At 46.2% G+C, this 26,992-nt stretch carries 28 protein-coding genes and 1 riboswitch; of the genes, 22 read left to right on the forward strand and 6 right to left on the reverse strand.

Going from position 1 to position 26,992, the window contains the following annotated elements:
• The first annotated feature begins 52 nt into the window (after window positions 1–52).
• Window positions 53–409: a DUF2500 domain-containing protein gene (locus M3N64_RS06940; protein WP_249100153.1), complete on the forward strand. Its 357-nt coding sequence runs from the start codon at window positions 53–55 to the stop codon at window positions 407–409.
• 165 nt (window positions 410–574) lie between these two features.
• The gene (trpB, locus tag M3N64_RS06945) at window positions 575–1,750 is read left to right on the forward strand and encodes a tryptophan synthase subunit beta (protein WP_249100156.1); all 1,176 of its coding nucleotides are present in this window, start codon (window positions 575–577) and stop codon (window positions 1,748–1,750) included.
• A gap of 115 nt (window positions 1,751–1,865) precedes the next feature.
• Here trpB and M3N64_RS06950 read toward each other — a convergent pair whose 3' ends face one another.
• Entirely contained in the window at window positions 1,866–2,312 is a 447-nt protein-coding gene (locus M3N64_RS06950; RefSeq protein WP_249100160.1) for a hypothetical protein, read from the reverse strand.
• 293 nt (window positions 2,313–2,605) lie between these two features.
• Between M3N64_RS06950 and M3N64_RS14190 the strand changes: the two genes are divergently transcribed.
• Window positions 2,606–2,965: a GNAT family N-acetyltransferase gene (locus tag M3N64_RS14190; protein WP_368389901.1), complete on the forward strand. Its 360-nt coding sequence runs from the start codon at window positions 2,606–2,608 to the stop codon at window positions 2,963–2,965.
• A gap of 200 nt (window positions 2,966–3,165) precedes the next feature.
• Here M3N64_RS14190 and M3N64_RS06960 read toward each other — a convergent pair whose 3' ends face one another.
• Window positions 3,166–3,804 carry an alpha/beta hydrolase gene (locus tag M3N64_RS06960; protein ID WP_249100163.1) on the reverse strand — a complete coding sequence of 213 codons (639 nt, stop codon included), beginning with the start codon at window positions 3,802–3,804 and terminating at the stop codon, window positions 3,166–3,168.
• A 135-nt stretch (window positions 3,805–3,939) separates the two neighbouring features.
• On the opposite strand from M3N64_RS06960, the gene M3N64_RS06965 reads away from it, so the two are divergent.
• The 5 genes from M3N64_RS06965 to htpX all read left to right on the forward strand — a co-directional run bounded on the left by M3N64_RS06965 (window position 3,940) and on the right by htpX (window position 8,585).
• Window positions 3,940–4,581 carry an NUDIX hydrolase N-terminal domain-containing protein gene (locus M3N64_RS06965; protein ID WP_249100166.1) on the forward strand — a complete coding sequence of 214 codons (642 nt, stop codon included), beginning with the start codon at window positions 3,940–3,942 and terminating at the stop codon, window positions 4,579–4,581.
• A gap of 135 nt (window positions 4,582–4,716) precedes the next feature.
• Window positions 4,717–5,349 carry an MBL fold metallo-hydrolase gene (locus M3N64_RS06970; protein WP_249100169.1) on the forward strand — a complete coding sequence of 211 codons (633 nt, stop codon included), beginning with the start codon at window positions 4,717–4,719 and terminating at the stop codon, window positions 5,347–5,349.
• A 155-nt stretch (window positions 5,350–5,504) separates the two neighbouring features.
• Complete coding sequence (locus M3N64_RS06975) at window positions 5,505–6,284, forward strand: tyrosine-protein phosphatase (protein ID WP_249100172.1); 780 nt, start codon at window positions 5,505–5,507, stop codon at window positions 6,282–6,284.
• 849 nt (window positions 6,285–7,133) lie between these two features.
• Entirely contained in the window at window positions 7,134–7,679 is a 546-nt protein-coding gene (locus tag M3N64_RS06980; RefSeq protein WP_249100176.1) for a LemA family protein, read from the forward strand.
• A gap of 15 nt (window positions 7,680–7,694) precedes the next feature.
• Complete coding sequence (gene htpX / locus M3N64_RS06985; protein WP_249100179.1) at window positions 7,695–8,585, forward strand: zinc metalloprotease HtpX; 891 nt, start codon at window positions 7,695–7,697, stop codon at window positions 8,583–8,585.
• A 32-nt stretch (window positions 8,586–8,617) separates the two neighbouring features.
• Here the strand turns inward: htpX and M3N64_RS06990 are convergent, their stop codons facing one another.
• The 3 genes from M3N64_RS06990 to M3N64_RS07000 all read right to left on the reverse strand — a co-directional run bounded on the left by M3N64_RS06990 (window position 8,618) and on the right by M3N64_RS07000 (window position 13,108).
• A complete protein-coding gene (locus tag M3N64_RS06990; protein WP_249100182.1) occupies window positions 8,618–9,187 on the reverse strand; it encodes a TetR/AcrR family transcriptional regulator in 570 nt (189 codons plus the stop codon).
• Between the two features lie 2 nt (window positions 9,188–9,189).
• On the reverse strand, window positions 9,190–9,903 hold the full coding sequence (locus M3N64_RS06995) for an MBL fold metallo-hydrolase (RefSeq protein ID WP_249100185.1): 714 nt from the start codon (window positions 9,901–9,903) through the stop codon (window positions 9,190–9,192).
• A 274-nt stretch (window positions 9,904–10,177) separates the two neighbouring features.
• The gene (locus tag M3N64_RS07000) at window positions 10,178–13,108 is read right to left on the reverse strand and encodes an insulinase family protein (RefSeq protein WP_249100189.1); all 2,931 of its coding nucleotides are present in this window, start codon (window positions 13,106–13,108) and stop codon (window positions 10,178–10,180) included.
• A gap of 772 nt (window positions 13,109–13,880) precedes the next feature.
• A riboswitch (SAM riboswitch) is annotated at window positions 13,881–13,987 on the forward strand.
• Window positions 13,988–14,149: 162 nt separating this feature from the next.
• On the opposite strand from M3N64_RS07000, the gene M3N64_RS07005 reads away from it, so the two are divergent.
• The 5 genes from M3N64_RS07005 to M3N64_RS07025 all read left to right on the forward strand — a co-directional run bounded on the left by M3N64_RS07005 (window position 14,150) and on the right by M3N64_RS07025 (window position 19,233).
• Complete coding sequence (locus tag M3N64_RS07005) at window positions 14,150–15,859, forward strand: peptide ABC transporter substrate-binding protein (protein ID WP_249100192.1); 1,710 nt, start codon at window positions 14,150–14,152, stop codon at window positions 15,857–15,859.
• 106 nt (window positions 15,860–15,965) lie between these two features.
• A complete protein-coding gene (locus tag M3N64_RS07010; RefSeq protein ID WP_249100194.1) occupies window positions 15,966–16,922 on the forward strand; it encodes an ABC transporter permease in 957 nt (318 codons plus the stop codon).
• A 10-nt stretch (window positions 16,923–16,932) separates the two neighbouring features.
• Window positions 16,933–17,847: an ABC transporter permease gene (locus M3N64_RS07015; RefSeq protein ID WP_249100197.1), complete on the forward strand. Its 915-nt coding sequence runs from the start codon at window positions 16,933–16,935 to the stop codon at window positions 17,845–17,847.
• A gap of 13 nt (window positions 17,848–17,860) precedes the next feature.
• Window positions 17,861–18,865, forward strand: coding sequence for an ABC transporter ATP-binding protein (locus M3N64_RS07020; protein WP_249100200.1), 1,005 nt, complete (start codon window positions 17,861–17,863; stop codon window positions 18,863–18,865).
• 23 nt (window positions 18,866–18,888) lie between these two features.
• Window positions 18,889–19,233, forward strand: coding sequence for a hypothetical protein (locus tag M3N64_RS07025; protein ID WP_249100203.1), 345 nt, complete (start codon window positions 18,889–18,891; stop codon window positions 19,231–19,233).
• A 239-nt stretch (window positions 19,234–19,472) separates the two neighbouring features.
• Here the strand turns inward: M3N64_RS07025 and hemH are convergent, their stop codons facing one another.
• Window positions 19,473–20,453, reverse strand: coding sequence for a ferrochelatase (hemH, locus tag M3N64_RS07030; protein ID WP_249100207.1), 981 nt, complete (start codon window positions 20,451–20,453; stop codon window positions 19,473–19,475).
• 219 nt (window positions 20,454–20,672) lie between these two features.
• Here hemH and M3N64_RS07035 point away from each other — a divergent pair, with 219 nt between their 5' ends.
• From M3N64_RS07035 to M3N64_RS07075, 9 genes are all read left to right on the forward strand, one after another.
• Complete coding sequence (locus M3N64_RS07035; protein ID WP_249100211.1) at window positions 20,673–20,864, forward strand: nucleoside/nucleotide kinase family protein; 192 nt, start codon at window positions 20,673–20,675, stop codon at window positions 20,862–20,864.
• Window positions 20,865–20,906: 42 nt separating this feature from the next.
• Window positions 20,907–21,176, forward strand: a complete 270-nt coding sequence (locus tag M3N64_RS07040) for a P-loop NTPase family protein (protein WP_249100214.1) — start codon at window positions 20,907–20,909, stop codon at window positions 21,174–21,176.
• A gap of 268 nt (window positions 21,177–21,444) precedes the next feature.
• A complete protein-coding gene (locus M3N64_RS07045; protein WP_249100218.1) occupies window positions 21,445–21,867 on the forward strand; it encodes a MarR family winged helix-turn-helix transcriptional regulator in 423 nt (140 codons plus the stop codon).
• Between the two features lie 60 nt (window positions 21,868–21,927).
• Window positions 21,928–23,193, forward strand: a complete 1,266-nt coding sequence (locus tag M3N64_RS07050) for an MFS transporter (RefSeq protein WP_249100222.1) — start codon at window positions 21,928–21,930, stop codon at window positions 23,191–23,193.
• A gap of 125 nt (window positions 23,194–23,318) precedes the next feature.
• On the forward strand, window positions 23,319–23,657 hold the full coding sequence (locus tag M3N64_RS07055) for a winged helix-turn-helix transcriptional regulator (RefSeq protein WP_249100225.1): 339 nt from the start codon (window positions 23,319–23,321) through the stop codon (window positions 23,655–23,657).
• An 80-nt stretch (window positions 23,658–23,737) separates the two neighbouring features.
• Window positions 23,738–24,346: a nitroreductase family protein gene (locus M3N64_RS07060; protein ID WP_249100228.1), complete on the forward strand. Its 609-nt coding sequence runs from the start codon at window positions 23,738–23,740 to the stop codon at window positions 24,344–24,346.
• Between the two features lie 346 nt (window positions 24,347–24,692).
• A complete protein-coding gene (locus M3N64_RS07065) occupies window positions 24,693–25,508 on the forward strand; it encodes a basic amino acid ABC transporter substrate-binding protein (protein WP_249100230.1) in 816 nt (271 codons plus the stop codon).
• Between the two features lie 78 nt (window positions 25,509–25,586).
• Window positions 25,587–26,246 (forward strand): amino acid ABC transporter permease, encoded by a 660-nt coding sequence (locus M3N64_RS07070; protein ID WP_249100233.1) that lies wholly within the window; start codon window positions 25,587–25,589, stop codon window positions 26,244–26,246.
• Complete coding sequence (locus tag M3N64_RS07075; RefSeq protein WP_249100298.1) at window positions 26,246–26,968, forward strand: amino acid ABC transporter ATP-binding protein; 723 nt, start codon at window positions 26,246–26,248, stop codon at window positions 26,966–26,968. The genes M3N64_RS07070 and M3N64_RS07075 overlap by 1 nt, the downstream gene beginning before the upstream one ends.
• Window positions 26,969–26,992: the final 24 nt, after the last annotated feature.

The raw sequence follows: 26,992 nt of genomic DNA on the forward strand, positions 1-26,992 counted from the left end.
ACTCAAATGCTTGTCTCTATTATATGGCAGTTCATCAGTCAGGGGGCTTTGAATGTTTGATGATTCATTTGGCGCGACTTTTCAATTAACGCAGATTTTTATTTTTGTCTGCTTTGCACTTGTCACAATTGGTGTTGCATTTAATTGGATCAAAAAAATGACGGCATTGTCATCAAATCAGCCGCGCATGAGTGTACCTGCAAAAATTGTCGGAAAACGGGCCGGGATGTCAGGTGGCAATGAAACTTTTGTTTCGACAAATTACTATGCAACCTTTGAAGTCGCGAGCGAAGGTCGAATTGAATTTCATATCAATGAAAATGACTATGGACAGATGGCGGAGGGTGATCATGGCATGCGCACCTTTCAAGGTACGCCTTTTGGGAATTTTGAACGTGATTTCGAGTAGCTCTGAGGAGGACGGCGGGAAGTGAGCGGATAAAGTATTTGAATATTTTATCTGGAAATAGTCCTTGACTTTACCGATTCTTTGATGGAAACTTATGGGGCAATACTATTTATTTTCGGCGTCTTCCGGAGGGAGGACGCGAAAGAGAACAGGAGCTGAGCAGAGATGAGTAAGAGTATGAGCACAGAAGCAGTAACGGGAAAATTCGGTGAATTCGGTGGAAGCTATGTGCCGGAAGCTTTGCAGCGTGTTTTAACGAAAATTGCAGAAGCCTTCGATCACTATCGCGATGATCCGGAATTCAACCAAGAATTTCGCCATTATTTGAAAGAGTATGTGGGGCGCGATAACCCGCTTACCCTTGCAAGAAACTTGACCGAACAGATGGGCGGCGCCAGAATTTATCTCAAACGGGAAGATTTAAACCATACAGGCGCCCATAAAATCAACAATACCATCGGTCAGATTCTGCTGGCAAAACGAATGGGTGCGAAAAGAATTATCGCGGAAACCGGAGCCGGGCAGCATGGCGTTGCGACAGCAACTGTTGCCGCTCTGTTCGGATTACCGTGCACCATTTATATGGGCAAATATGATACGGAACGCCAAGCATTGAACGTCTTCAGGATGGAACTGCTTGGCGCTAAAGTCGTGCCTGTAGAAAAGGGCCAGGGCCGCCTGAAAGACGCGGTTGACGCCGCTCTTGAGGATTTAGTGGAAAATCACGAAACGACTTATTATCTGCTTGGATCGGCAGTCGGACCCCATCCGTATCCGACCATGGTTCATTACTTTCAATCGGTGATCAGCGAGGAATCCAAACATCAGATTTTGGAAAAGGAAGGCAGGCTTCCGGCCGCTGTGATTGCCTGCGTTGGCGGAGGCAGCAACGCAATCGGCGCCTTCGCACATTACCTTGATGAACCGAGCGTCCGTCTGATCGGCGTGGAGCCGGCAGAAGCGGCAAGCATAGCCGAAGGTGTTCCTGCCGTCATTCACGGTTTTAAATGCTACGCGCTGATGGATGAGCACAATAACCCTAAGCCGACTTTTTCTATTGCCGCCGGGCTGGATTACCCGGGTGTCGGACCTGAGCACAGCTATTTGAAAGCTTCCGGTCGTGGTGATTATGTGACGGTCACCGGTAAGGAAGCACTCGATGCTTTTCTGACGCTTTCCAAGATCGAGGGCATCATTCCGGCGCTGGAGAGTGCGCATGCGGTCGCTTACGCGATGAAATTTGCCAGAACATTACCGAAGGATGAGAGCGTTATTGTCAATCTTTCCGGCCGCGGCGACAAAGATGTGAAGCAAGTGTTTGATATGCTGCAAAAACAGTGATTCAACATTAGATAAGAAAAAGGCGTGCAGACCGAAATAGTGCTGCGCGCCTTTTGACATACATACAATTTTCGTTCTTACCGATTAACATTGCCAGCTGACGCATGTGAATCGATTAATGCGTCGTGACACGAACGGAAAGCACATAATACGCATTGCCGCGCATCCAGCGTGCATGAAGCAGGATCACGTAATTGCCCTCTTTCTTGGGCAAGGCAAGCTGCTTGTCGCGGATTGGCAGTTCTTCGCGCTCTCTGTCATTTTTCCAGACATGTGCGGAAAGCCGGGGATTCGAACGATTGGAAAATGTGATTTTTGCCTTCGCTTTGGGCCTGACGATCTGCGTCTTCATTTGTCGCGCGATATGTGAAGGTGAACTTGAATCGGCGACAACTTTTTCTGTATTGAGAAAGCCATAACTCCATTCATAAGTGCTCTTCAACGCTCTGACCTGTGTGTCACCAAAACGCGCAAAGGCATTCGGTGGTTCCTGATCTGAAGAACAGCCCGAAAGGATGAGCAAGACAATAAAACTAAACGTAAGCATCCATTTCTTTTTCATAGTCATGCTCCGATCATTATTTTTGCTGCGATAGGCTTTATATGATCTGTTTGTCTGTTACTACATTGCAAAAGTTGCTTATAAGGAACTGAATCAATTTGTGGCAGAACGTGCGCAGGTATGGGGCGGGTCTGACTGAACAGCTGAGTGCGCGTGCGACAGCAAACGTTCCTGCCCACTTCTCCAAAAGCTGTCTGCACTCAACTAAAGCAAGCTTTCTTTTATTTTAACAGATCATTTTCATTTTATGAATCAGACAAATGGTACAATAGTAAAAAATATGGGAGGATGCCATGTCTATTTACAAAGTGGATGAGGAACTGTCTTTAAAGCGCATTGAACTACAGGACGCGAAGCAAGTTTTCAAACTTACGGAAGCCACACGGAGTGCCTTGCGCAAATGGCTGCCCTGGCTTGATCTGACGCAAACGATTGAAGATACGCGGCACTTCATTCGAGGTGCGCAAAGAGGGTTTGATGAAAAACGCAGCCTGACAATGTTAATTCTCTTTCGCCAGACTGCCGTGGGAATTGTTGCTTTCAATGAGCTGAATGCCCAGAACAGGATCGGACAAATCGGTTACTGGCTTGGGACGGACTTTCAGGGACACGGCGTGATGACACGTGCCGCCTCGGCAATGACTGAATATTGATTCCAGACGCCTGGTCTGCATAAAGTAGAAATTCGCGCTGCTTCAGGAAATAAGAAAAGCCGAGCAATTCCCGAACGGCTCGGCTTTAAGAAGGAGGGCTGCATCCGTCAGGCGGAGTGGCTCTACGATCATTATGTCGATCATGTCGTCTACGGGATGCTCGCATCTGATTGGGCAGATCCGCATAAGAAGAAACAAGATCAGGCTTCGAATTGCTGATTAAGCCAGTTCCGTATGTCAGCAACTTCATCCTGGCTGACACCGTGAGCGACTGAATATTCTTTATAGGCGACCTCAAAATGGTGCTGCTCCAGAAATTGTCTGGTTGCGCGGCTGATCTGAGTCGAAAAAAGCGGATCAAATTGCCCATGACCGATGAAAAAGGCAGCATGAGTTTCGTCCCCTTCCATTTTGGCTGTCGCGGCAACATAATCAGGCAGCCGTCCGCTTAAAATGACGGCACCACATGACTTTTCCGGATACAGAAGGCTGTACGAAAGGCTTAAAATAGCACCCTGACTGAATCCGAGAAAATATCTCGGCTGTTTGTCCGAAAGTTTTTCTTTTTGGATGACTTTATCAAAAAATGCATCGAGATCACGTAATGTATGATTAATGACCTGTTCTTCCGACTGCTCTGAGAAGTCAGGTATATAATACGTGAATCCGGAAAAGTACGGCAGATTGCCTTGCACATCAATTTGTACAAAATGTTTGTCAGTGGTTCCGGGAATATCGCTTAAATCGTGATAATTGGAACCGACGCCATGCAGTGTAAAAAGAATCGCAGTCTGCGCGTTCACCGATGCTGGTTTGCTGATTTTATACAGGTAGGTCATGAGTCCACCTCATTTTCTTTGATGTTTTCAGTATACTCATGTACTGAAGTATGTCTAATCATTGTTCTCGCCAATGCGGCGATTTGCGGAGCGGTGCCGGCGAGATAAAAACACTTACTATAATGGAGGGTAATGATGGAGAAAAGACACAATCAATTTAGCAACAATGAGTCTTGGCTTAACTGGGCGGTCGAGCTTCAGGCATTGGCTCAGGCGGGGCTCGCGTATTCTAATGACCGGTTTGACCAGGAGCGTTTTACACGGATTCGGGAAATCGCAGCAGAAATGATGAGCGTTAAGACCGGGCTGTCACTTGACCAAGTTAAAAATCTTTTCTGCAATGAAACCGGCTATCAGACACCGAAACTGGAGACAAGGGCGGCCATCTTGGATGAAAACCGTATTTTGCTTGTCAGAGAAAACGCGGGGACCTGGTCGCTGCCCGGTGGCTGGGTGGACGTTGATCAGTCTGTTGGCTCGAACACAATCAAGGAAGTCAGGGAAGAAGCAGGACTTGATGTGCGTCCGCTACGACTGATCGCTGTGCAGGATCGCAAGGCACATAATCTCCCCGCATATGCTTATGGCGTATGCAAGATATTCGTACTTTGTCAACGTATCGGAGGAACATTCATGCCGAACATTGAGACAACTGAGAGCAGGTATTTTGCGTATAGCGAACTGCCACCGCTTTCTGAGGAAAAAAATACCCGTGAGCAAATCGGTCTGTGCTTTCAAGCCGCAAGTGATCCAGATTGGCGTACACTGTTTGACTGATTATATCGATGCTCCGGGTGGCATTGTCAAAGTTTTCAATTCTGTAAAAGAACGAAAACAGTGCATGTCTGAGGATTTATGATAAAATAAAAGACAAAGTATTTGAAATCTTTTATGGAATTGAGGATTCGAATCATGCGCGGGACGCTCGAGAAAATTATTGATCTGTTGCCCGGGCTGTGGCTGTGGCGGACGCGTCATCCGCATTGGACGGATGACGCGGATTGGGATCCGGTCGTTACATCAGTGTGTGTGCACGCAGGGGAAGAGATTGCCCTGATCGATCCGATTGCTCCGGATCAATCGGCGGACGTATTCTGGAAAAGAATGGACGCCGAACCGCCAACGCTGATTATCGTATTGAAGCCGGATCATGTACGTGATGTCGATTTTTTTGTTGAACGTTATCATGCGACTGCCTACGGACCTTATCTATTCTGGCGTAATGATATTCCCAAAGTGCGTATTGAGCCTATTGAACCCGGGAATACATTGCCTGGAGGCATGGTTGCGCTCTATGACGGACGTGGACGCAATGAAACGCCGCTTTGGCTGCCTCAGTATCAGGCGATTCTTTTTGCTGATGCATTTACAGAGCGGCAAGGGAAATTACGCGTCTGGTCAACACCATGGCATAAGGAACGGGTATTATCCGCGCTGCACAAACTACTGGAACTGCCCTTTCAATTCATCATTATCTCACATGGCCAACCTATTCATGATCGAGCTGAGTATGAGCACGCGCTCGAATGCCCGCCATGGCCGTAACGATAACCCGATCGGTGGAATTTGTTAAATCATTCTGAATTTTTTTGCCGGACTGACCAAATTTGACAGAAGTTTAGCATTGGCTCCATAAAATAAATAATATATTAATGCTATGATAAGTGGAAACAACAGGCTGACGAAAAGAGGAGAAGTCTTTGGAAACGAATGTACTGATGAAACGTGTACTCCCGCTTGAAGGTATTTATAATTTCCGTGATATGGGCGGAATTAAGACACGTGACGGAAGAAGAGTGAAGAAGGGTCTGCTCTTTCGTTCGGCGGATTTAACCGGAATGACGGTTAATGATCAAAGCCGGCTGAAATCGCTCAACCTCAAGCTCGTCTATGACTATCGGGACAAGACGGAGGCAGACCAGAGGCCTGATCCGCAAATCGGTACGGAACGCCATGAACGCATTGCGGTGAACGGAGAGGATAAAACAACCGCCAAAAGCGAGTGGGATCCGGAGACCTTCTATAAGACATTTTCAACAGAGCAGTTTACACAGGTATATCGTAAAATGCCGATTCAGAACGCTTCGTATCAGCGACTGATGGATCTGCTGAAAAACCCGGAGCGAAATCTGCCGGTGCTGCATCATTGCGCGGGTGGCAGGGATCGGACCGGTGTCGGTGCCATGCTTCTGTTGCGGACCCTGGGCGTATCATTCGAGACCATTATGGATGATTACCTGCTTTCGAATAAGACGCTGCAAGTCTATCATCAGGAACTGTTTGCTGAGGCTGCACAGTTTGTCTCTGGTTTGCAGCTCAAACGTTTTGAAGAAGGCTTTCTGCTGCGTGAAGAATATCTGGATGCGTCGATTGGCGCAATTTTTGGAGCCTATGGCAAGTTCGGTCATTATCTGGAACGGGAATTTGGCATCACACCCGCCGATCGTGAGCGGATCAAAAATTACTGCTTAGAGGGATGACCGCCATTTCAAGGCTCTCAAAGAAATGCAAAGTGGTGTATTATAAAGACCTCAATCGATGATTCATGGGTAACGATCAGTGATCATGTGCCATATTTTGTTCCAATGAAGTTTTGAGCGGTTCGGCGTAACTTATCCATAGTTCGGTTGAAGTTTTGCGGAGTTCGGTGTAACTTATCCGTAGTTCGGTTGAAGTTTTGAGCGGTTCGGTGTAACTTATCCGTAGTTCGGTTGAAGTTCCGAGGTTCGGCGTAACTTATCCGTAGTTCGGTTGAAGTTTCGAGCGATTCGGTGTAACATATCCGCAATTCGGTTGAAGTTTCGAGAGGTTCGGCGTAACTTATCCGTAGTTCGGTTGAAGTTTCGAGAGGTTCGGCGTAACTTATCCGTAGTTCGGTTGAAGTTTTGCGGGGTTCGGCGTAACTTATCCATAGTTCGGTTGAAGTTTTGAGCGGTTCGGCGTAACTTATCCATAGTTCGTTTGAACATTTGCGGGGTTCGGCGTAACTTATCCGTAGTTCGGTTGAAGTTTTGAGCGGTTCGGCGTAACTTATCCGCAATTCGGTTGAAGTTCCGCGGTTCGGCGTAACTTATCCATAGTTCGGTTGAATTTTTGCGGAGTTCGGGGTAACTTATCCATAGTTCGGTTGAATTTTTGCGGAGTTCGGGGTAACTTATCCATAGTTCGTTTGAACATCTGCGGAGTTCGGGGTAACTTATCCGTAGTTCGGTTGAAGTTCCGTGGTTCGGCTGAATTTTCTCATACGCGATCAACATGTCGATGCATCAACCGCGGGACGCAATCAAATGATATACTTGAGTGAGTATGAAGCAAAGGAGCTGAATGATATGGTGACATGGATTATTATTGCCGTTGCAGCCATTATTGTGCTTTATTTTATCGCGCAATACAACGGGTTGGTTAAGCTGCGCAATTGGGTGCAGGAGTCGTTCAGCCAGATTGACGTTCAGCTGAAAAGGCGCCATGATCTGATCCCCAATCTCGTGGAGACAGTCAAAGGATATGCCAAACACGAAAAGGAGACATTGAATCAGGTTATTGCCGCGCGCAACGGTTTGATCAGCGGGACACCGCAGCAACGCATCGAGGCGGATAATCAGATCGAGGGTGCGCTGAAATCAATTTTTGCTTTAGCGGAATCTTACCCGGATCTGAAGGCGAACCAGAACTTTCTCAATTTGCAGGAGGAGCTGGCAACGACTGAAAATAAAGTAGCTTATTCGCGCCAGCTGTATAACAAAACAGTGAAGGACTACAACATCAAACGTGAATCTTTCCCATCGAACATCATTGCGAACCTTTTCAATTTTCAGCGCGAAGAATTGCTTTCCATTCCTGAGGCTGAGCGTGACGTACCTAAGGTTGAATTTTAACGGAGGGGCCAAGGTATGCTGTATCAGCAAATTCAGCAAAATAAACGAAAAACGCTTGTATTGCTCAGCTTTTTCTGCCTGCTTGTTCTGGCAATCGGCTGGGCGGTCGGCTATTTTCTGAATGGCGACATGATCACGGGGCCTATCATCGCCGCGGTTGTGCTTGCCTTTTATGTGCCGATCACATTTGCCAGTGCGCGTGCGCAGGTTCTGAGCATGGCGGGTGCCCGCGAAATACAGAAAAGCGACCATCCGATGGTGTTTAACGTGGTCGAGGAACTCGCGCTCGCTGCCAATGTCCCGATGCCGAAAATTTACATTGTCGATGATCCGTCGCCGAACGCGTTCGCGACCGGCATGAAGCCGGAGTCCAGCGTGATCGCTTTTACGAGCGGCTTGCTCAAACGTCTCAACCGAGAGGAGATTGCCGCGGTCGCGGCGCATGAATTTTCACACATCCGCAATTATGATATTCGTTTAATGACGCTTTGCATTGCGCTGGTCGGTGTCATCGTTGTCATTGCCGATATCGGTCAGCGTATGTTTTTCTGGGGCGGCGGGCGAAGCAGTAAGCGTGGCAACGAAAAATCGAATCCGATTTTCATGATCATTGCGCTTGTATTGATTATTCTGGCTCCGCTTGTCGCGCAGTTTGTCCAGCTCGCCGTATCGCGCAATCGTGAATATCTGGCAGATGCTTCGGCTGTTGAGTTAACCCGCGATCCCCAGGGCCTGATTCAGGCACTGACCAAGATCAGCAGTGATCCGCAGGGAATGAAACATGTCAAAGATGCGACAGCATCGATGTATATTTCCAGTCCCTTTGGCAGGAAACGCAGGAAAACCAACTGGTTTGCAACGCATCCGCCTATTGAAAGCCGAATTGAACGGCTTCGCGCGATGTAAAAAAACAAACAAGCGCCTCTGCATGGGGCGCTTTATTTTTGTTTATGCTTCATGTTTAGTCCTTCAAGATAAGTGGCAAGAATCCATTTCAATGATTGCTCACGATCATAGTCCATGTTAAATCCATGGTGCATCTGCAGGCTGACAAAACCGTGAATAATGCTGCGCAGTCCGCGAATAGCATGGACGCGTTCGGCACCGCTCAGGGCATAGCCTTCCAGAATCTGAAACAGCGCAGCGAGCACACGATCAGAAATTTCAGTAAATGTGGCATCTAACGGGTCAGACGCATAGATGATGGCAACGTATAAATGAGGATGCACCTTGGTGAAATCAAAATAGGCTTCGGCAACCGCAAAGAGCGCATCATCCCGTGCTTTTCCCAGCGCGGCATGGATCAGCCGCTCCGCCAGTAACTCCAGTCCATAATTGGCGATTCTGATTTTCAAGTCTGACAGATTTTTAATGTGATTATAAAGTGACGGTGTTTTAATTTGCAGCCGTTCAGCGAGCGAGGCAAGTGTCAGCTTTTCCAGCCCCTTTTCCTCAACCAGTCTGGCGGCCTGTGCGACAATTTGCTGTTTTGTAAGTCCCTGCCGCATGGTCAGGATGCCCCCATTTTTTGCTCAGCTTTTGTAATGGCCTGTGCCATTTGCTGTGCAGGATTTTTGAACACACGTCCGTGGCCGACTGCCAGATAAGCTGGTTTTAAGTCGAGCAGTCTTTTTGCACTTTGGCAGGCAGTCTCTTTACTCCAGGTGGCCAGCGCGGGAAAAGGAAACAGCAGGCGCAGCTGACCGCCCACGGCAATGCCGGCTCGTGTCTGAAAGGCGTCTCCGGCAAACAGAGCCCCGTTTTTTTGGTCGAAAAGAGCTATGTGACCAGGGGTATGTCCGGGAGACGCAACGACAAGAAGGTCTCCGATCCGATCACCATTCTGAACCAGGTGCTCCGGAACGATCTGAATATTTTTAGGAATGCCGCCGCGAATCGGTGTCTGATGTTCATCAGGATCAAGATCTGTCTTCCCGGCCAAAAGCCGTGCATCGCGTTTGGACACGGACACAGTAACGTTTTTCATTTCTTTTGCCAGTGAATCAAGCGCGCCGACATGGTCGTCATGTGCATGCGTCAGAACAATACGGGTAATCGGTTTGCCAATTTGACTGGCAGCCTGCGTGATCGCACGTGCGCTGAAAGGGAGAGCGCAGTCAATCAACGTCAGCGCCCCTTCGTTCTCAACCAGGTAGCAGTTAACGGGAAACAGGTTCGGGAAAAAAGTCAGTTGATAAAAGCGGTCGAACTGCAATAAACGCATGAGCCATTCCTCCGTAAACTAATTATATTAGTATTATAACTTATATCATTAGTTTTGTGAAGAATAAATGCCAGATTCGCAACGAATACGTTAAATCAGCGGCATTCAGCCGCATTAGAAAACTTGGCTTTGCCAAGCCTTGACACGGGCGAAGCTGCCGTCGCACTTATACTATTTTCCTTAAATTTTATATACTTTCAAGAGTATAAAAAAAACTGTGCGGCATTAACGCGCACAGTCTTTTGACTATGGATTTGCTTCATTGTGTAAAAGATCAGTCGAATACGTGTACACATGTTTTAAACAGATCTTTGTTCTCCTGAATTTTACTTTCATTTCCAAGCACACATACCAAGCCCTGATCAGTGACGGATTTTAAAAGTTTGGCAAAAGCTTTGATATCCGCAAGTGCTGTATCCAGTACGTGATCACGTGTTTCCTGGACATCTGCCTGTGTGATGTGCTTGAAATATTGGGCATCAGCCATGCTCCCTTTCCCGCGCGGGGTAAGCGGTGTGTCAAGATCGGCCAGAGTGCCGATAATGTATTTGGTCATTTCAAAATCATCCGCGTTGAATGATTCGGCGAAAGTGGCGGCACCATCATAAATCGTCAGAGTTTCCTTCAAGTTCGGATCGCGGTACGACCAGAAAATCAGGTTGCCCGCCGACTCGAGCGCAATGCCGCACCCGTATGCACCGCCCATCACACGGACTTTATTCCATAAATAATCCAGTGTCAGCACCTTCTTCAGTACCTGAAGTTTCCCGGTATAGGCATAGCCAAGCGATTTAAAATTGGCTCCTTTTGCCGCATACTGCACTTTGCTTGAGGTCATCAGGCCTTCATTCCTTGCTTCCGGAGCCGGCAGGACTGCCGTACCACGATCAAAAACAGTCTGCTCCTGAAGTTTCAGCGTGCTGAAATGCCGCTGAACGGCAGTCAGAATCTCAGTATTTCCGGTAACGCTGGCGATCAGTGCCTTTTTATTGAACAACTGTGTCGTTAAATCGGACAGTGATTCGGCGAATACGGCAAAGCGTGCATCCCAGTTTTTATCCAAGTCAGTCAGAAAACGGTAAAAATCAAGACCGCGCAGCTGTTCTCCGTATGCAGCCGCATTGGAAAAATAAGAGCCGAGCCGGCGGACGACAACCGATTGTCCGTTTTGGTTAAAGGACATTTCAACCCGGGACCTTACTTCCTTGATGATTTCCCGGATACGCGATGCATTGTCAAACTTGCTGTGATAGAGGATCTCATGAATAAGCGCGAATGCCTGAGCTAGTTTATCTTGGAGAACTTTGGTCTTTACCGAAAATTTCGGCGCGTAGGCATCATCATCGGATTTATCACTGAAGGTCTGATTATCAAATCCAATGCCGCCGGTCTGTATATTGATCTCATTAACAAGATCTGAATACGCATAGTTTTCCGTGTCAACTCTTCCAAGTATCTCCTGAAGAAGCGACAGATACGGAAGCTTATCAGCAGATACAGAAGACGCATCGAAATACAGGCTGACATAGGCAATTTTATTTGTCTCCAAATCATGATAGAGCGTTTTCACACCATCAATCTCTGTTTCCTTAAGTGGAAGTTCTTCTGCCTTACGCGCCACGTCAGACAGTGAAAGCATTGGAATTTTCCGCAGATCTTCCGGGTTGTCAGCCGATGCCTGTCGCTCTTTTAATTTCCGGGTTTCTTCGATCACCTTGCTGATTCCATCTGCATTCAGCTGCTTCTTCACATCTGCAAGCCTGGCTTCAACCTGTTTCGCTTCTTTTTCGGCGATTGTCCGAGACGGCGCGATGGTCACGAAGGTCTGATGATTGCTGTTTAGAAGATAGCGATCAATGAGTTTTTCGAAGTAATCAGTCGCCAGTGCCTGTTTTATTTTTGTTAACGTGGTCTCAAATTTCAGATGCAGCAGCGGATTCTCATCGTAGAGCCAGCTGTCCATGGCCATAATGCTGTAGATCAATCCTTTAGGCATGGATCCGTAGTCGGCTTCGCGCAGCTGAAATTCTTTGACAGTGATCGCGGCTTCAATCTGTTTTTTATCCAGTCCGTCGTTAACAAACGCGCGCAACGTATCGAAAACAACTTTTTTTAAGGCTTCTTTCTGATCTTCATTCGCGTTTTTCACGTTGATGGAAAAAAACGGCTGCAAAATACTGTTGTCATATGAACCGAACACATCCTGACCGATGCCTGCGTCGAGTATGGCTTTTTTCAGCGGCGCCGCCGGATTGTCGAGAAGCAGATAATCAAGAATATCAAAAGCCAGATAGGTTTCCGGGTTCGTGGAGGTGGATACGGCAAAGTTCATGCTCAGATAGGTTTTGTCCTTCAGTTCCGAGTCAGGGAGTACCGGATATTGTCTGATCACTTCATTGATTTTGCCGATCGGCTTTTGAATGGCGATACGTGAATCGACGTTTATACGCTCATAGTTACTCAGATATGCCTGGTCGAGATAAGCAAGCTGATCCTCAATGTTCAGATTGCCGTAAAGATAAATGTAGCTGTTTGCCGGGCTGTAATACTTTTTATGGCATTCAAGAAAATAATCGTATGTGAGATCGGGGATATAGAGAGGATCACCGCCGGATTCGTAGCCATAGCTTGTATCCGGAAACAGTGAATTCTGATTTGCACGCATCAGAAGCCCTTCAGGGGAAGAAAAAGCCCCTTTCATCTCATTGTATACGACGCCCTTATAGTTAATCGGATCATCGGCATTTTCCAGCTCGTAATGCCAGCCTTCCTGCTGCAGAATTTCTTTGTATTTGTAAATGTTTGGATGGAAGACGGCGTCCAGATAAACATCCATCAGGTTTTGAAAATCTTTGTCATTTTTGCTGGCAACCGGATACATCGTTTTATCACTGAACGTGAATGCATTTAAAAATGTATTCAGTGAACCTTTGAGCAATTCAACAAACGGTTCCTTGACCGGATATTTGTCGGAACCGCATAGAACGGAGTGCTCAAGAATGTGAAAAACGCCGGTATTATTTTCCGGAGGCGTACGGAAACTGATCGAGAAAACTTTATTGTCATCATCGTTTTTCAGAAACAGCAGCCGAGCACCGCTTTTTTCATGCTCGAATACGTATGCTTCTGAATGAATATCCTGAACTTTGTCGGTTTGGAGCAGGCGAAATCCATGGATTACTTTTTTTTGCGTACGTGTTTCCATTAACGAACCTCCTCGTTTCTTATTTTTTCGAAGGGCCGTCAAAACCGCCCATCAAAAAATGGCAACACATTTATTATACAGTATTATCTAGAAAAAAATGCCTTTGACAAAACGTGGCTGTCATGATTTCGTATCCTTGATTAAAGTGTACAGAGAAGAATTGTTTCATTCAAAAAAAGAATGAAACGTGGAAGCTGCTGCTTAGAATACCCATGTTTTACAGAATGGATAATCAGCGTTTCTTTTGTTCTATTATATAAATGTTAAAGAAAATAGTATAAGTGGTCCGAAAAAACGCCGCGTCCTGCGGCTTATCGGACACTAGGCCGTCCATGGCCGTCGCGACGGCGGTTTCGCCCGTGTCAAAGGCTTGGCGAAGCCAGGTTTTCTAAACAAGATAAGAAAGTATATCATTTTGACCCATATGAAAACCAATAAACCAGTGTCTTATCGAGAATCAAAGCGGAGTGCGAGACGCCTGCGGGATCAGCGAGCCAGGGAAGACCCCGCAGGAATTTGTCTGCCTGAGGAGGCTTCCGGATCGCCCGCGGCAAGCGAGCAACTGAAGCGTCGATTCAGTACTGTAAAGACACGAACCCAGTTCGATTACAGCGTAAAAGGAACTTCCACTAAAGGCGTGCACATCCTGTACACAACGCGGAAGCCACCGCATCCTGCGGAAGTAAGGACCGGGCGCTTTTTGCCCGGTTTTTCTAATAAATACATGTTTACAGGTAGGAATAATGATGATAAACTGTTTCTAGCTTAATATTTCTTATCAAGAGTGGCGGAGGGACTGGCCCAATGAAGCCCGACAACCGGCCTGAGTGCAAAGGTGTCAATTCCAGCAGACGGATTTCACTGTCTGACAGATAAGAAAAACGGTATGCGTATGCAGGCTGCTTTTCTTACTGAGAAAAGCAGCTTTTTCTGTGCAGAAAAGCTAAAGGAGGGTGGCGGTTCATCGCGAAGTCGTTCTAAACATCCAGGACGCTTTCTGCAACCTGGGATTTATAAATGATAAAAACGGGGGGAAACGAGATGCACGCTAAAAGATTAACTGCATCTGTATGTACGGTATTGCTGATTATTTCACTAGTACTAAGCGCATGCGGATCAAGCGAATCATCACAAAAATCAGGGGAACAGAAACTAGATAAGGACCAGACGCTCAATTTATTTTTTGAATCGCCAACCACACTTGATGTAAATGACGTTCGTAATTCAAGTGAATTTCAGCTTCTGACTCAGGTTCAGGAAGGACTGGTACGGACGTATACTGATAAAAACGGGAAAGAAAAAATTGAACCCGCTGGTGCAAAAAGCTGGAAAATTACGGATAACGGCAAAGTTTACACGTTCAAGCTGAGAGATTACAAATGGTCGGATGGGAAAAAGGTGACCGCACAGAATTATGTAGATTCTGTGATTCGGCTTCTTGATCCAAAGAAAGCCTTTGCCTATGCATTTTTTGCTTACGATATCAAAAATGCCGAGAAGTACAATGCGGGGAAGGCAAAAGCTGGTGATGTCGGGGTAAAGGCACTTGATGATAACACACTTCAGATTACTCTGGAAAAACCAACGCCGCAATTCAATAAAAAATTCGGCTTCGTTGCGCTTTTTCCGATCAGGCTTGATGTGATCAAAAAAGGTGGCGAAACCTATGCAACGGATTATAAAGCTCAGGTTTTCAGCGGGCCGTTTATCATTAAGAGCTGGGTTAAAGACAATAGTCTTGTCCTGAAAAAAAATCCGAAATACTGGGATGCAAAAAACGTTCATCTGAAAACCGTGAATTTCAAAACCGTTGAAGAGACATCCACGCAGGCCTCTCTTTTTCAATCGAAGCAGACAGACGTGATCGCAGGTACCCAGCAATATATTAAAAAATGGGCTGCAGAAGCAAAGCAGGGAAAAATTCAATACATTCATGGCAACACACCGCTGACCAGTTATATCGTGTTTAATCAAAAAACAGGCGGAACTTCCGGACTGCTGAAAAACGCAAAAATTCGTCAGGCCCTGTCTCTTGCCATTAACCGTCAGGATCTTGTCAAACTGGTTTTTGGCCGATACCGCCCGGCATATGGCCTGATTCCAAACGGAATTCAAGTAGGCGATAAAGATTATCGTGATGATGTGGCTCAGCCACTGAAACCTCTGTATGACAAATATAATGGGAACAAAAGTGAACTTCAGAGATTGTTTAAAGAAGGTTTAAAGGAATTAGGCGTGAATAAAAAGCTGGGTGATGTCACTCTGACCTTGATCACAACCGGTACAGACGCACTCTCCAAATCAGAACAGGAATATTACCAGCAGGAATGGGAAAAGAATCTGGGCATTAAGGTTAAGTTGAATATACTTGAGTCGAAATTGTTTGTCGCAGATCGGAATGCCAATAAGTATGACCTGCTTCTTAATGGATGGTTTGGCGATTACAATGATCCAAGCACATTCGTTGACATGTGGACGACAAATAATGGTTTCTCGAAGTTCTTTGGCTACTATTCAAGCAAAAAATATGATCAGCTCTATCAATCGCTTGATGGTGTAACTGATGATGCACAGCGTGAGAAAATATATGCGGCACTGGAAAAACAGCTGATTGCTGAAGATGCAGGTGTGGCGCCGATTTATTACGGAGATTCTCAATACTTTGTTCAGAACTACGTTAAGAATATCAGTTTCCCGCTGTTTGGGACGCCGATCGACTTCAGTCGTACTTATATTTCCGGAAAACAATAATTCGGATGAATGATCATCTATTCACCGTATTTCAGGGAGAGAGGCATGTGAATAACCATGTTCTCTTTTTCTGTATTTATTAATCTTAGAAATAGGGGCTACGTTTATGTTAAGCTATTCGATTCGTCGGTTTGCTGAAATGATTTTAACTCTGTTTATTATTGCAACGGCGACTTTTTTTCTGCTCGCAGCAGTTCCCGGTGATCCACTTACGGAACGGGTAGAGAAGCTGCCGCCGCAGATCAGGCAGAATTTATATGAAAAATATGGTTTGAACAAACCATTGCTTGAACGCTATGTCATTACGATGAGAGGGCTTGCGGTTGGTAACTTTGGGGAATCCATTGTCTACCCCGGACAAACGGTTCAAAGTATCCTGCAAGAGAAATTGCCTGCATCAGCTCGGTTAGGTATTCAGCAGATGGTGCTCGGAATCGGAATTGGCATGATACTTGGCATCATCGCAGCAATGAAAAAAAATACATGGCTTGATTACGGTATTATCACACTGGCCATTTTATTTATTTCCATTCCCCATCTGATTTTCGGTCTGCTGCTCCAAAAGATATTTGCCGGGGAACTTGGCTGGTTTCCAGTGATTGGCTGGCCAAAAGGAAAAGATCTGTGGACGGGTGGCTGGCAATATACAATTCTTCCGACACTGGCCGGCTGTTTTTCCTATATTGCCGCTTATTCTAGACTCTTAAAAACGTCGATGCTGGATGTGGTCAATCAGGAATACATTCTAACCGCCGAATCGAAAGGCCTTTCAAAAATGCACATTGTTTTAAAGCATGTCCTGCGCAATTCACTGATCCCGGTGATTACCAATTTACCGATGAGCATCGCCATGTGTATTACCGGTTCTTTTTTTATTGAACGTATCTTCTCGATTCCAGGTGTTGGCATGTATTATGTCCTGTCAGTGAACGAAAGAGACTTACCGCTAATCATGGGACAAACGGTCATCTTATCGATTATCTATATCGTTGTCATTTTTATAACGGATATTCTGTATACAGTTGTAGATCCGCGAATCAGTATTCAGGGCGGAAGGAGGTAAACCGGCTGTTATGGAGTTAACGAATATTAGCTTTAAAAAGTACAGGGGACGGAGACTTGACCCTGACCAGCTGGCGGGACACTCTGTGACGTATTGGAAGGATGTCTGGCGCAGAATCAGAAAGAATCCTACAGCGGTACTGTCTCTTGCTGCACTGATGATCATTCTGACTCTTTCCGTGATCGGGCCCATAATCAGCGGGCATGATCTTTCAACGATTAATCCGAAGAGAGCCAATATGAATCCGTCAGCGGAAAACTGGTTCGGAACGGACAATCTGGGAAGAGATTTGTTTACCCGTGTGTGGTACGGAGCAAGAGCTTCTGTAATTGTTGCTTTGGTTTGCACGCTGATTCAAACGGTAGTCGGCTGTCTGTACGGAGGGATCATGGCCCATTTCGGCGGATGGGTCGATGAGGTCATGATGCGCGTAATCGAATTGATCACGTCAATGCCGACTTTGTTGATTACAATCCTGACGATGATGGTACTGGGAAACGGGATGACGGCGCTGCTGGTTGCCATGAGTATTACCTCCTGGTGCGGGACGGCACGCCTGATTCGCGGACAGATCATGCAGCTCCGTGAGTCGGAATACGTGCTGGCTGCGGTTGCATTAGGCGCATCACCGTTTTGGGTTATTCTCAGACATTTGATTCCCAATACGTTTGGCCTGCTGATGCTGACGATTGCAACCAGTATTCCTGATTATATTTTTACGGAAGCCGGCCTTAGTTTCCTTGGCATCGGATTACAGCCGCCGAATACAAGTCTTGGTGTCCTCATTTCAATCGGCCAGCAGACAATGGACTTTTTCCCGATCCAGTTGCTGTTTCCAGCATTGATTCTTTGCGTGCTTGTGCTTGCCTTCAACCTGCTTGGTGATGGACTGAGAGATGCGTTGGATCCGAGACTGCGTCAGTGAGGAGTGACAGAAATTGAAAAAATTATTGGAAGTACGCAATCTGCATGTATCCTATCATACATATGCGGGCGAAGTGCAGTCTGTACGTGGTGTGTCCTTTGATGTTCACGATGGAGAAACGCTGGCTATTGTCGGCGAATCCGGATGCGGGAAATCGGTCACTGCCCGTTCAATCATGGGCCTTATTAAAGCACCGTTTGGTGAAATTAAGACAGGAAGTGAATTGCGATACTGCGGAGAAGATATGCGCGCCTTTGACGCAAAAAAATGGGCGCATTATCGGGGCGGCGAGGCGTCAATTATTTTTCAGGACGCGCTGGCAGCTCTGAATCCAACGATGAAAATCGGAAAACAGATTACAGAAAATATTACGGTGCATGAACATATCAAGAAAAAAGAGGCAAATGAGCGGGCGGAAAGTCTTTTACATCAGGTAGGCATACCTGACGCGAAGCAGAAAATGAATAGTTATCCACATCAATTGTCAGGTGGCATGAGACAGCGTGTTATGATTGCGATTGCTTTTGCATGCAATCCTAAATTACTGATCGCTGATGAGCCGACAACAGCGCTTGATGTGACCATTCAGGCACAGATTCTTGATATGATCCGTTCTCTGCAGAGAGAAAAAAATACGTCCGTTATTCTGATTACACATGATCTCGGGATTGTCGCCAATATTGCAACGAGAATTTTAATTATGTATTCAGGAAAAGTTGTCGAAAAAGGAACCAGCGAAGAAATTTTTTATCATCCGGTACATCCCTATACAAAAGCTCTGCTTCGAGCCATTCCTAAGCTGACCGATCCGTCAAAGGGACCGCTGTACTCAATCAGCGGGCACCCGCCCGATCTGATTGATCCGCCGCAAGGTTGCCCGTTCGCAGCCAGATGCCCACACTGTATGAATGTTTGCGTTGAAGCGCACCCGGAGGATTTTGATTGCGGCGCGGGACATACAGCTGCCTGCTGGCTGCTTCATCCGCTGGCACGCCACATTGGTTCAGAAGTTGAGTGAATGGTGTGATAGGGGGAATCTGCATGCGCTTAATCATTGATTATCTGTATGATTTTTTAAAGGCAACATGGATCAGTATCATTTGCAGTCTCTCAGCACTGCTTGTGTTCACAGGTCTTGGCCTGCTTCGTTCTAAAAGAAGCGTTCACGCGCTTTTGATATGGGATCAGCGCTGTCTGCTTATTATTTCTGCTTTGGGGCTGTTTGTTGTGTCCGGGCTGCTTCTTAAAAGATCAGATGCAACGAGGCTTGTCAACGAAGCAAGCTGGCGGGAACATTTTAAACGCTTTAACTTTAATGGCGTTCTTGCAATTATTTTTGCTGGTTTTATCCTTATTGCAGGATTATTTGACTATTTATTGCAATGAGGCATGGAAAATAAAGGCACACTAAAAAAAGAAAATTTCAGATCACTGGGTGCTTATTTTGGATCTGGAGGATGTCCCATCATTATAAAGTAATGATGCTGATATCCTCTTGTTTCATATTAAAACTATAAACCAATATACGTAATGTGCAGTACGGGCACAGGAGATGCTTTTGAATAAATGCTGCTTCTGAGCGGCCACCATTATTAAAGACTATTATCTGATGTAATCAGCGGCAATCATTTTACTGGTTTGCTCGTCAATCCGAGCCTGCGGCGTGCCAGGTCCTCCAGACAGCTGATAAACCTTGCGTCATCATTAACGGCAGGAATATAACCGAACCTTTGCCCGCCCGCTTCGTAAAAGGCGCGCGCATTTTCCTGTTTCAGTTCCTGCAGCGTCTCCAGACAATCCGCGCTGAATCCGGGGGCAAGCACGGCAATGTGCGGCACACCGTTCTGAGCCAGGGCACGTACTGTGTCGATTGTTGCAGGGGCAAGCCATTTTTCTCTGCCAAATTTTGATTGGAACGTTTCGAGAATGGTAAGATCCGGGAAATGCTGCTCGATTGCATGAGTGGTGAGCCGGCAGCGCTGAGGATAATCATCTCCTGATTCCGCATAGCGAACGGGGATGCCATGGTAGGAGAGAATCAGCCGATCCGGAATGCCATTTTCAGAAAGATAGTCACGGATGCGCTGGATCAGAGCAGCAATATACTGTGGATGCTCCGGATAATCGCGTATAAAAATCAATTCGGGCATGTCTCGCCAATGCGCCAGTGCCTGCTGCGTACCGTCCCAGACGGACCCGACAGTCGTTGAAGAATACTGCGGATAAAGCGGCAGCACAAGCAGCCGCCTGATGCCCCATTGATGCAGCCTGTCTAATTCACAGGCCAGATTCGGCTTGCCATAGCACATTGAAAGCACAACTTTTATCCCTGTTCCGGCAAAACGTGCCTGGAGTGCCTGCTGCTGCCGAACACCATAGACGAGAAGCGGCGAACCGCTGTCTGTCCATATGGATCGGTACAGTTTTGCCGATCGTCTTGGACGCACGCGAAGGATGATACCGTGGAGAATGGGAAGCCACTTCCAGCATGGAAGATCAATGACGCGTGGATCGCTGAGAAATTCAGCCAAGTAGCGGCGCACGGATTGCGTATCCGGTGCATCCGGTGTCCCGAGATTGACAAGCAGTACGGCCGTCTTTTCCATAATCAAGCTCCGTTCACTACAGAATACTTTAAGTGTATCAAAAAATATCATGCATCAATGACGCGATGATAAGAAAATTTGGATTCAACAGGCCGTGGGCGAAGGCACCGTTGCACCTACAACGATCTGTCGATTCTATTTTTCCGATTGTACGAAAATTACATGGCTGATCCAGTGCGAATTCGCTAAACTAGAGGAAAGAAAACGAGTGGTGAAGCAATGAAAATCTATATCACTGGATCAGTTGGAAGCGGGAAAACAACTCTGGCCCGGAGAATTGCTGACACATCGGGTACGAACGCCTACGAACTTGATAACGTAGTCTGGGAGCGGCATCCTGGGGGAGACAGACACCGAACGCCGTGGGAACGTGATGCCATCCTGCAAGACATATTGAAAAGGGACGCGTGAATTATTGAGGGTGCGCAGCATGGCGATTGGGTGCTGCCTGCAATGGAGAGCGCCGATCAGATCTTTTTTCTTGATCTTCCGAAAAGCATCCGACGGTATCGGATCATCAAACGGTTCATTCGCCAGAAACTGCGTTTAGAAAAATCCAACTACCGGCCGAGTCTGCATATTCTGCAGAAAATGTTTGAATGGAACGATCGATTTCAGAATCAGGATCGTAAGCAACTTTACCATCATCTGGATTTATTTTCGGAAAAAACATTCATATTAAGAACAAAGCGAGACGTTAACCGCAGCATAGATCTGATATAATGGGTGCATTAAAAAACAGGGGGAATCACTTGCGCGCAACAACAGATCTGCCGCAGGTACCCGGTTTCTTTTCAGTCAATGCGTGATGTATCTATCCATCCCTGATGCCGATTTTAATCCGGATTTATGCACGAGATTCGCGTTATGATTCATTTGACGCTCCAGAAGGAAGAAGATTATTGACAGCTGTATTTTATTTATATATGTTTAGTTGTACATACAAATGTTTTTTATCACCATAACAATTATAAAAGGAGTGGCTGCAATCATGAGCGATTTTCGCTATAATTGTCTCTATTTTACGACCAACCGGTTAAGCCGAATTATTACTAAAATGGCGGATGAAGCATTTGCGCCGACCGGATTTAGCCCGATGTATGGTTACTTACTTTTACTCATCATTGAAGATCCGGGGAGTGCGCAGAAAAAACTGGCTGAACAATTGGATATTGCGCCCTCCACATTAACGCGTTTTATTGAAAAGCTCGAACAAAGAGGACTCGTGCATCGGACAACGCATGGAAAAACGGTTCTTGTGTATCCGACCGACGCAGGCAGAGCTTTGGAGAACGAAATTCACATGGCGTCAAAGCGGTTGCACCAAATGTATGAACGGATACTTGGCAAGACTGCATCCGATCTCTTGTCGCGGGAACTGGTGAATTCAAGTGATCAGCTCGAGGGGAAATGAGTGAACTGAGTTGTGCAACTAAACTGATAAAATATTATAGAAAAATTATTGAGGTGACATATGAAGATAGCCAAAATACATTATGGCTGGGTTGTTGTTCTGATCACGTTCCTGACACTTCTTGTTTCAGCCGGGGTGCGGTCGATGCCTGGTGTGCTGATTGTCCCGTTTCAGAACGAGTTCGGCTGGGGGCGCGGCAGTATTTCCAGTGTGATTTCGCTTGGTATACTTTTATATGGATTGGTGGGCCCGTTCTCGGCCATCTTCTTGCAGCGCTTCGGGATACGCAAAATGGTTGTACTTTCGCTCGCGGTGCTTGGTGCGAGCTTAGCAGTTACGCCAATGATGCGTGCCTTATGGCAATTCGAATTGTTATGGGGACTCGTTTCTGGACTAGCCACAGGCATGATGGCGAATGTGCTTGGAGTGACGGTGAGTGGCAACTGGTTTGTGAAACGACGCGGCTTGGTCGTGGGATTACTGACGGCCAGTGCAGCGACCGGTCAGCTGCTTTTCCTGCCGCTGATCGCAAAAATAACGGTTGATGCTGGCTGGCGCTATGCGATGATCACAATTGTTGCGGTCATCGCGGTATTGATGGTTATTGTAGTCATTTGGATGCGCGACCATCCCTATGATGTGGGCATGGCGCCATATGGATCAACAAAAGTGATCAGACCGGAGCAGGTCAAAGGAAACGCATTGCTCCTGCCGCTGATTGCGTTACGATCTGCTTTGGCGAACCGCACATTCTGGTTGCTCATGGGCACTTTTTTCTTCTGCGGATTCTCAACCAATGGTTTAATTGGGACCCATTTTATCCCGGCTGGTCATGACCACGGCATTTCCGAGGTGGCCACCGCAGGCATGCTGGCAATGATGGGGGTATTCGATTTGCTTGGCACGACTTGCTCCGGATGGTTGTCTGATCGAATGGACAGCCGAAAGCTACTCTTTTGGTACTATGGTTTACGCGGCCTCTCATTGCTGTTTTTACCCTATGCACTTGATGCATCACATCCGATGCTGGTGGTTTTCTCTGTTTTCTATGGGCTGGACTGGATCGCTACGGTACCGCCGACAGTGAAACTCGCTGCAAAGGAATTTGGTAATGCAAAAGCCGGCATGGTTTTTGGATGGGTGGCAGTTGCACATCAATTAGGGGCCTCTGTCGCGGCATTTGGTGCCGGCGTGTTGCGCGATGTGCTTGGAAGTTATACCGTTCCTTTTTTATCGGCGGGAGTTGCATGTCTGTTTGCTGCCATTATGTCACTGTGCATCTCAAAAAATTCGAAAGTAAATTATTTGCAAAATCAGTCCGTTTGAGAATAAGTCGTTTTTTGCGCGAATCGATCCAGCTCAATCCGGTAATAATAAAAACACACTTAATTAATAAAAGTTAGTAGGTAATTTTATGTATGTGTAGTACAATAGAAACAGGGGGGATCACGATGCAAAAGGTACCATCTGTCTGTCCCAAATTTGAAAAGGCATTTCAGATTCTGGGGAAAAAATGGAACGGTTTGATTATAGAAGTCCTCTTAGCTGGGGAAACTCATTTTAGTATGATCTCTGCGGCAATTCCGGAGCTAAGTGATCGGATGCTGTCTGCACGTTTGCGAGAACTGGAGGAGATGGGGATCATTGAGCGAATCGTTGACACCGGATACCCTGTTCAGGTCACTTACCGCCTGACTGATATGGGCATAGAGTCTAAACCGATACTCGAAGCCGTACACGATTGGGCAGATAAGTGGTACGCAGATCTGGGTTCCGAAAAAAGTGAGTAAAAACACTTTACTTTTTTAAAATCAACAACTATACTTATGTAAGTAATATAATATTAATTAGTTGGGGAGTGCATTTACCTATGTCGACTTTTTTGGAAGCAATTGAAAATCGCAGATCCATCTATGCCTTAGATAAAAATATTAAGGTAAGTAAAGATGAAATTGTAGAAGCAATCCAGCAAGCCGTAAAATTCTCGCCATCCGCTTTTAACTCACAAACTGCACATGTATTAGTTCTATTTGGGGCGGAAAGTGAAAAAATATGGGGCGAAGGTGGGATTACTGAGACAGAATTACGCAAAGTCATTCCGGAAGGTCAGGACTTCGCACCGACTGCTCAAAAGCTTGCCTCGTTTAATGCCGGCGTTGGTACGGTACTGTTCTATGAAGATCAGGATGTCGTAAAAGGGCTCCAGGAAAAATTTGCGCTCTACGCAGATAATTTCCCTGTCTGGTCCGAACATAGTACAGGAATTACTCAGTTCGCTGTATGGACGGCACTGTCCGACATCGGTATCGGTGCCTCGTTGCAGCACTATAATCCGTTGATTGACGAAGCTGTAGCGGCAGAATTTAATGTGCCGAAGAATTGGAAGCTGCGTGCACAAATGCCTTTTGGTAACATTGCAGCACCGGCTGGCGAGAAGGCTTTCGCACCGATCGAAGACCGAGTTAAAGTCATCGGCTGATTTTATATAAAAGAAAAAATCCGGAGTGTTCTCCGGGTTTTTTTGTATAAGAAAATTTAAAATTAAGCGGCTGATAGTATAAGTGCGACGGCGGCCTCGCCCGTGTCAAAAGCTTGGCAAAGCCAGGTTTTCTAATGCATCAAACATCAGGCGCTGAACACGCACGCAAAGATTTGGCGGAATCAGGCAATTGATCGCATTTCATGTTATGTTTTATTACACAACCAATTACAAAATCTCTGCAATTTTTTTAAAATTCAACAATTATCTTGCCTTCACTTTTAAGATCAGAGTATAATGAAAATAATTTATTGAGGCATTCAGAAAAATACAGGGGGCATTTTCAGTGTTGAAGAAATTATCCGCAGTTTCTTTATTATTGGTATTTGTTTTAATTTTTACTGCTTGTTCCGCCGGCAGTGGCTCATCATCGTCTGAGAAGAAAACAGCTTCAAAGAAAGTACTGCGTGTCGTTAATGATGCATCCTATCCTCCTTTTGAAACATTGAACAAAGGAAAAATGGAAGGCTTCGATGTAGATATTATGGCAGCACTCTCAAAAGCGTCCGGCTATAAGTATAAGTTAGTGAATGTTGGATGGGATCCTGTCTTTGCCGAACTAAAATCGAAGACAGCCGATATGAGTATTTCAGCGATCTCGATCACGAGTGATCGAGAAAAGACTTATGATTTCTCCGATCCTTACTTCCGTTCAATTAATGAAATCATGGTTCCGAAAGACAGTAAAATAAAAACCGCTCAGGACCTGAAAGGAAAGACGGTTGCGGTTCAGCAGGGAACAACCGGACAGTTTGCCGTTGAAAAGGTTCTTGGAAAAAACAATCCGAAGATCAAAAAATTCAAGACGGTCAATCTGGCCATTATGGAATTGCTGAATCATGGTGCTGATGCGGTTGTTGCCGACAACGGTGTTATGGATTATTACGTAAAGAACAATCCGGGTAAGAATCTGAAGACAGTCGGCGATGAAAGCACCTTCGAGGGCGAATTTTATGGTATCATGTACCCGAAGAACAGCAAATTAAAGCCGGTTTTCGATAAAGCAATCAAGAAAATCATTGACGATGGTACTTATACCAAAATTTATAAAAAATGGTTTGATAAAGAACCGGATCTTGAAAAACTGCAGTCGCAAAATTAATGGCTGTGCCAGGAATTTCATGATTAAGGTTGCTTAACGATTCAGTTAAGCAACTTTTTAAGTTAGGGGAGGATTTTATTGGGCGTAAACCCATTAGATCTTATTAGAGAATATTTGCCTTTTTTCGCCAGCGGTACATTGTTTACGATCGGTTTTTCACTTGCAGGCATCGTCTTTGGGACAATCCTGGGACTGCTGGTCTGTTTCGGAAAAATGCTTCGTAATAAAGTGCTTTCTGCACCGTTTGTCTGCTACATTACTTTCTTTCGGGGCACGCCGCTGTTTGTTCAGATTCTGATCATTCATTTCGGTGTTGTTCCGGCCGTTTTTCACCAGTCCAATGGGATCATATCGGGAATTATTGCGCTGTCTCTGAATGAAGCAGCGTATATTGCTGAAGTGTTTCGCGCTGGCATTCAATCTATTGATGAGGGACAGACCGAGGCGGCGCGATCGCTTGGAATGGATCGGGTTCAGGCCATGCGCTATGTTATCCTGCCTCAGGCGGTGCGCCGCGTGCTGCCGCCGATGGGCAATGAATTTATCAGTCTGATAAAGGACAGTTCACTGCTCGCCGCAATTGCTGCTCCGGAATTGACGTATTGGGCACAGGCAATGGGGGCACAGTATGCCATCGTCTGGACGCCGTACCTGACCATTTCCTTCATTTATTTAATTCTGACCCTGGGCATGAGTGCCATTGTCAATCGTCTTGAAAGGAGAATGGCAACGAAATGATGATTAAAGTAGAAAATTTAAAGAAATCATTTGGTGCCAATGAGGTGCTGAAAGATATCAATCTTGAAGTACAGAAGCAGGAAGTGGTTGTGGTCATCGGTCCGTCCGGGTCGGGCAAATCGACGTTGCTACGGTGCATTAACCAGCTGGAGGATATCACATCCGGCCATGTGTATATTGAGGGAACAGATATTGCGGACAAAAAAGCAAATATTAACAAAATTCGCCAGGATGTCGGTATGGTCTTCCAGCAGTTCAATCTGTTTCCGCATATGACCGTGCTCGACAATATCCTGCTTGCACCGACCAAGGTGAAGAAAATCAGCAGGGAAGAGGCCAGGGTGAAAGCAATGGAACTGCTTGGCAAAGTCGGTCTGGAAGAAAAAGCGGATGCCTACCCTGATTCACTGTCCGGAGGTCAGAAACAGCGTATTGCCATTGCCCGCGCTCTTGCGATGGAGCCGAAAATGATGTTGTTCGATGAACCGACATCGGCTCTTGACCCTGAAATGGTCGGTGAAGTTCTTGACGTCATGAAGCAGCTTGCCAGGGACGGGATGACGATGGTTGTCGTTACCCATGAAATGGGCTTTGCGCGGGAAGTTGGCGACCGTGTGATTTTCATGGACGGCGGTTACATTGTTGAAGAAAACGAACCGCGCCAGTTATTCGAATATCCGCAGGAAGAGCGGACAAAGGCATTTTTAAGCAAAGTACTGTGATAACAATAAACGGGAAGGACGATC

Source organism: Sporolactobacillus mangiferae, assembly GCF_023336505.1.
Classification (GTDB): Bacteria; Bacillota; Bacilli; order Bacillales; family Sporolactobacillaceae; genus Sporolactobacillus; species Sporolactobacillus mangiferae.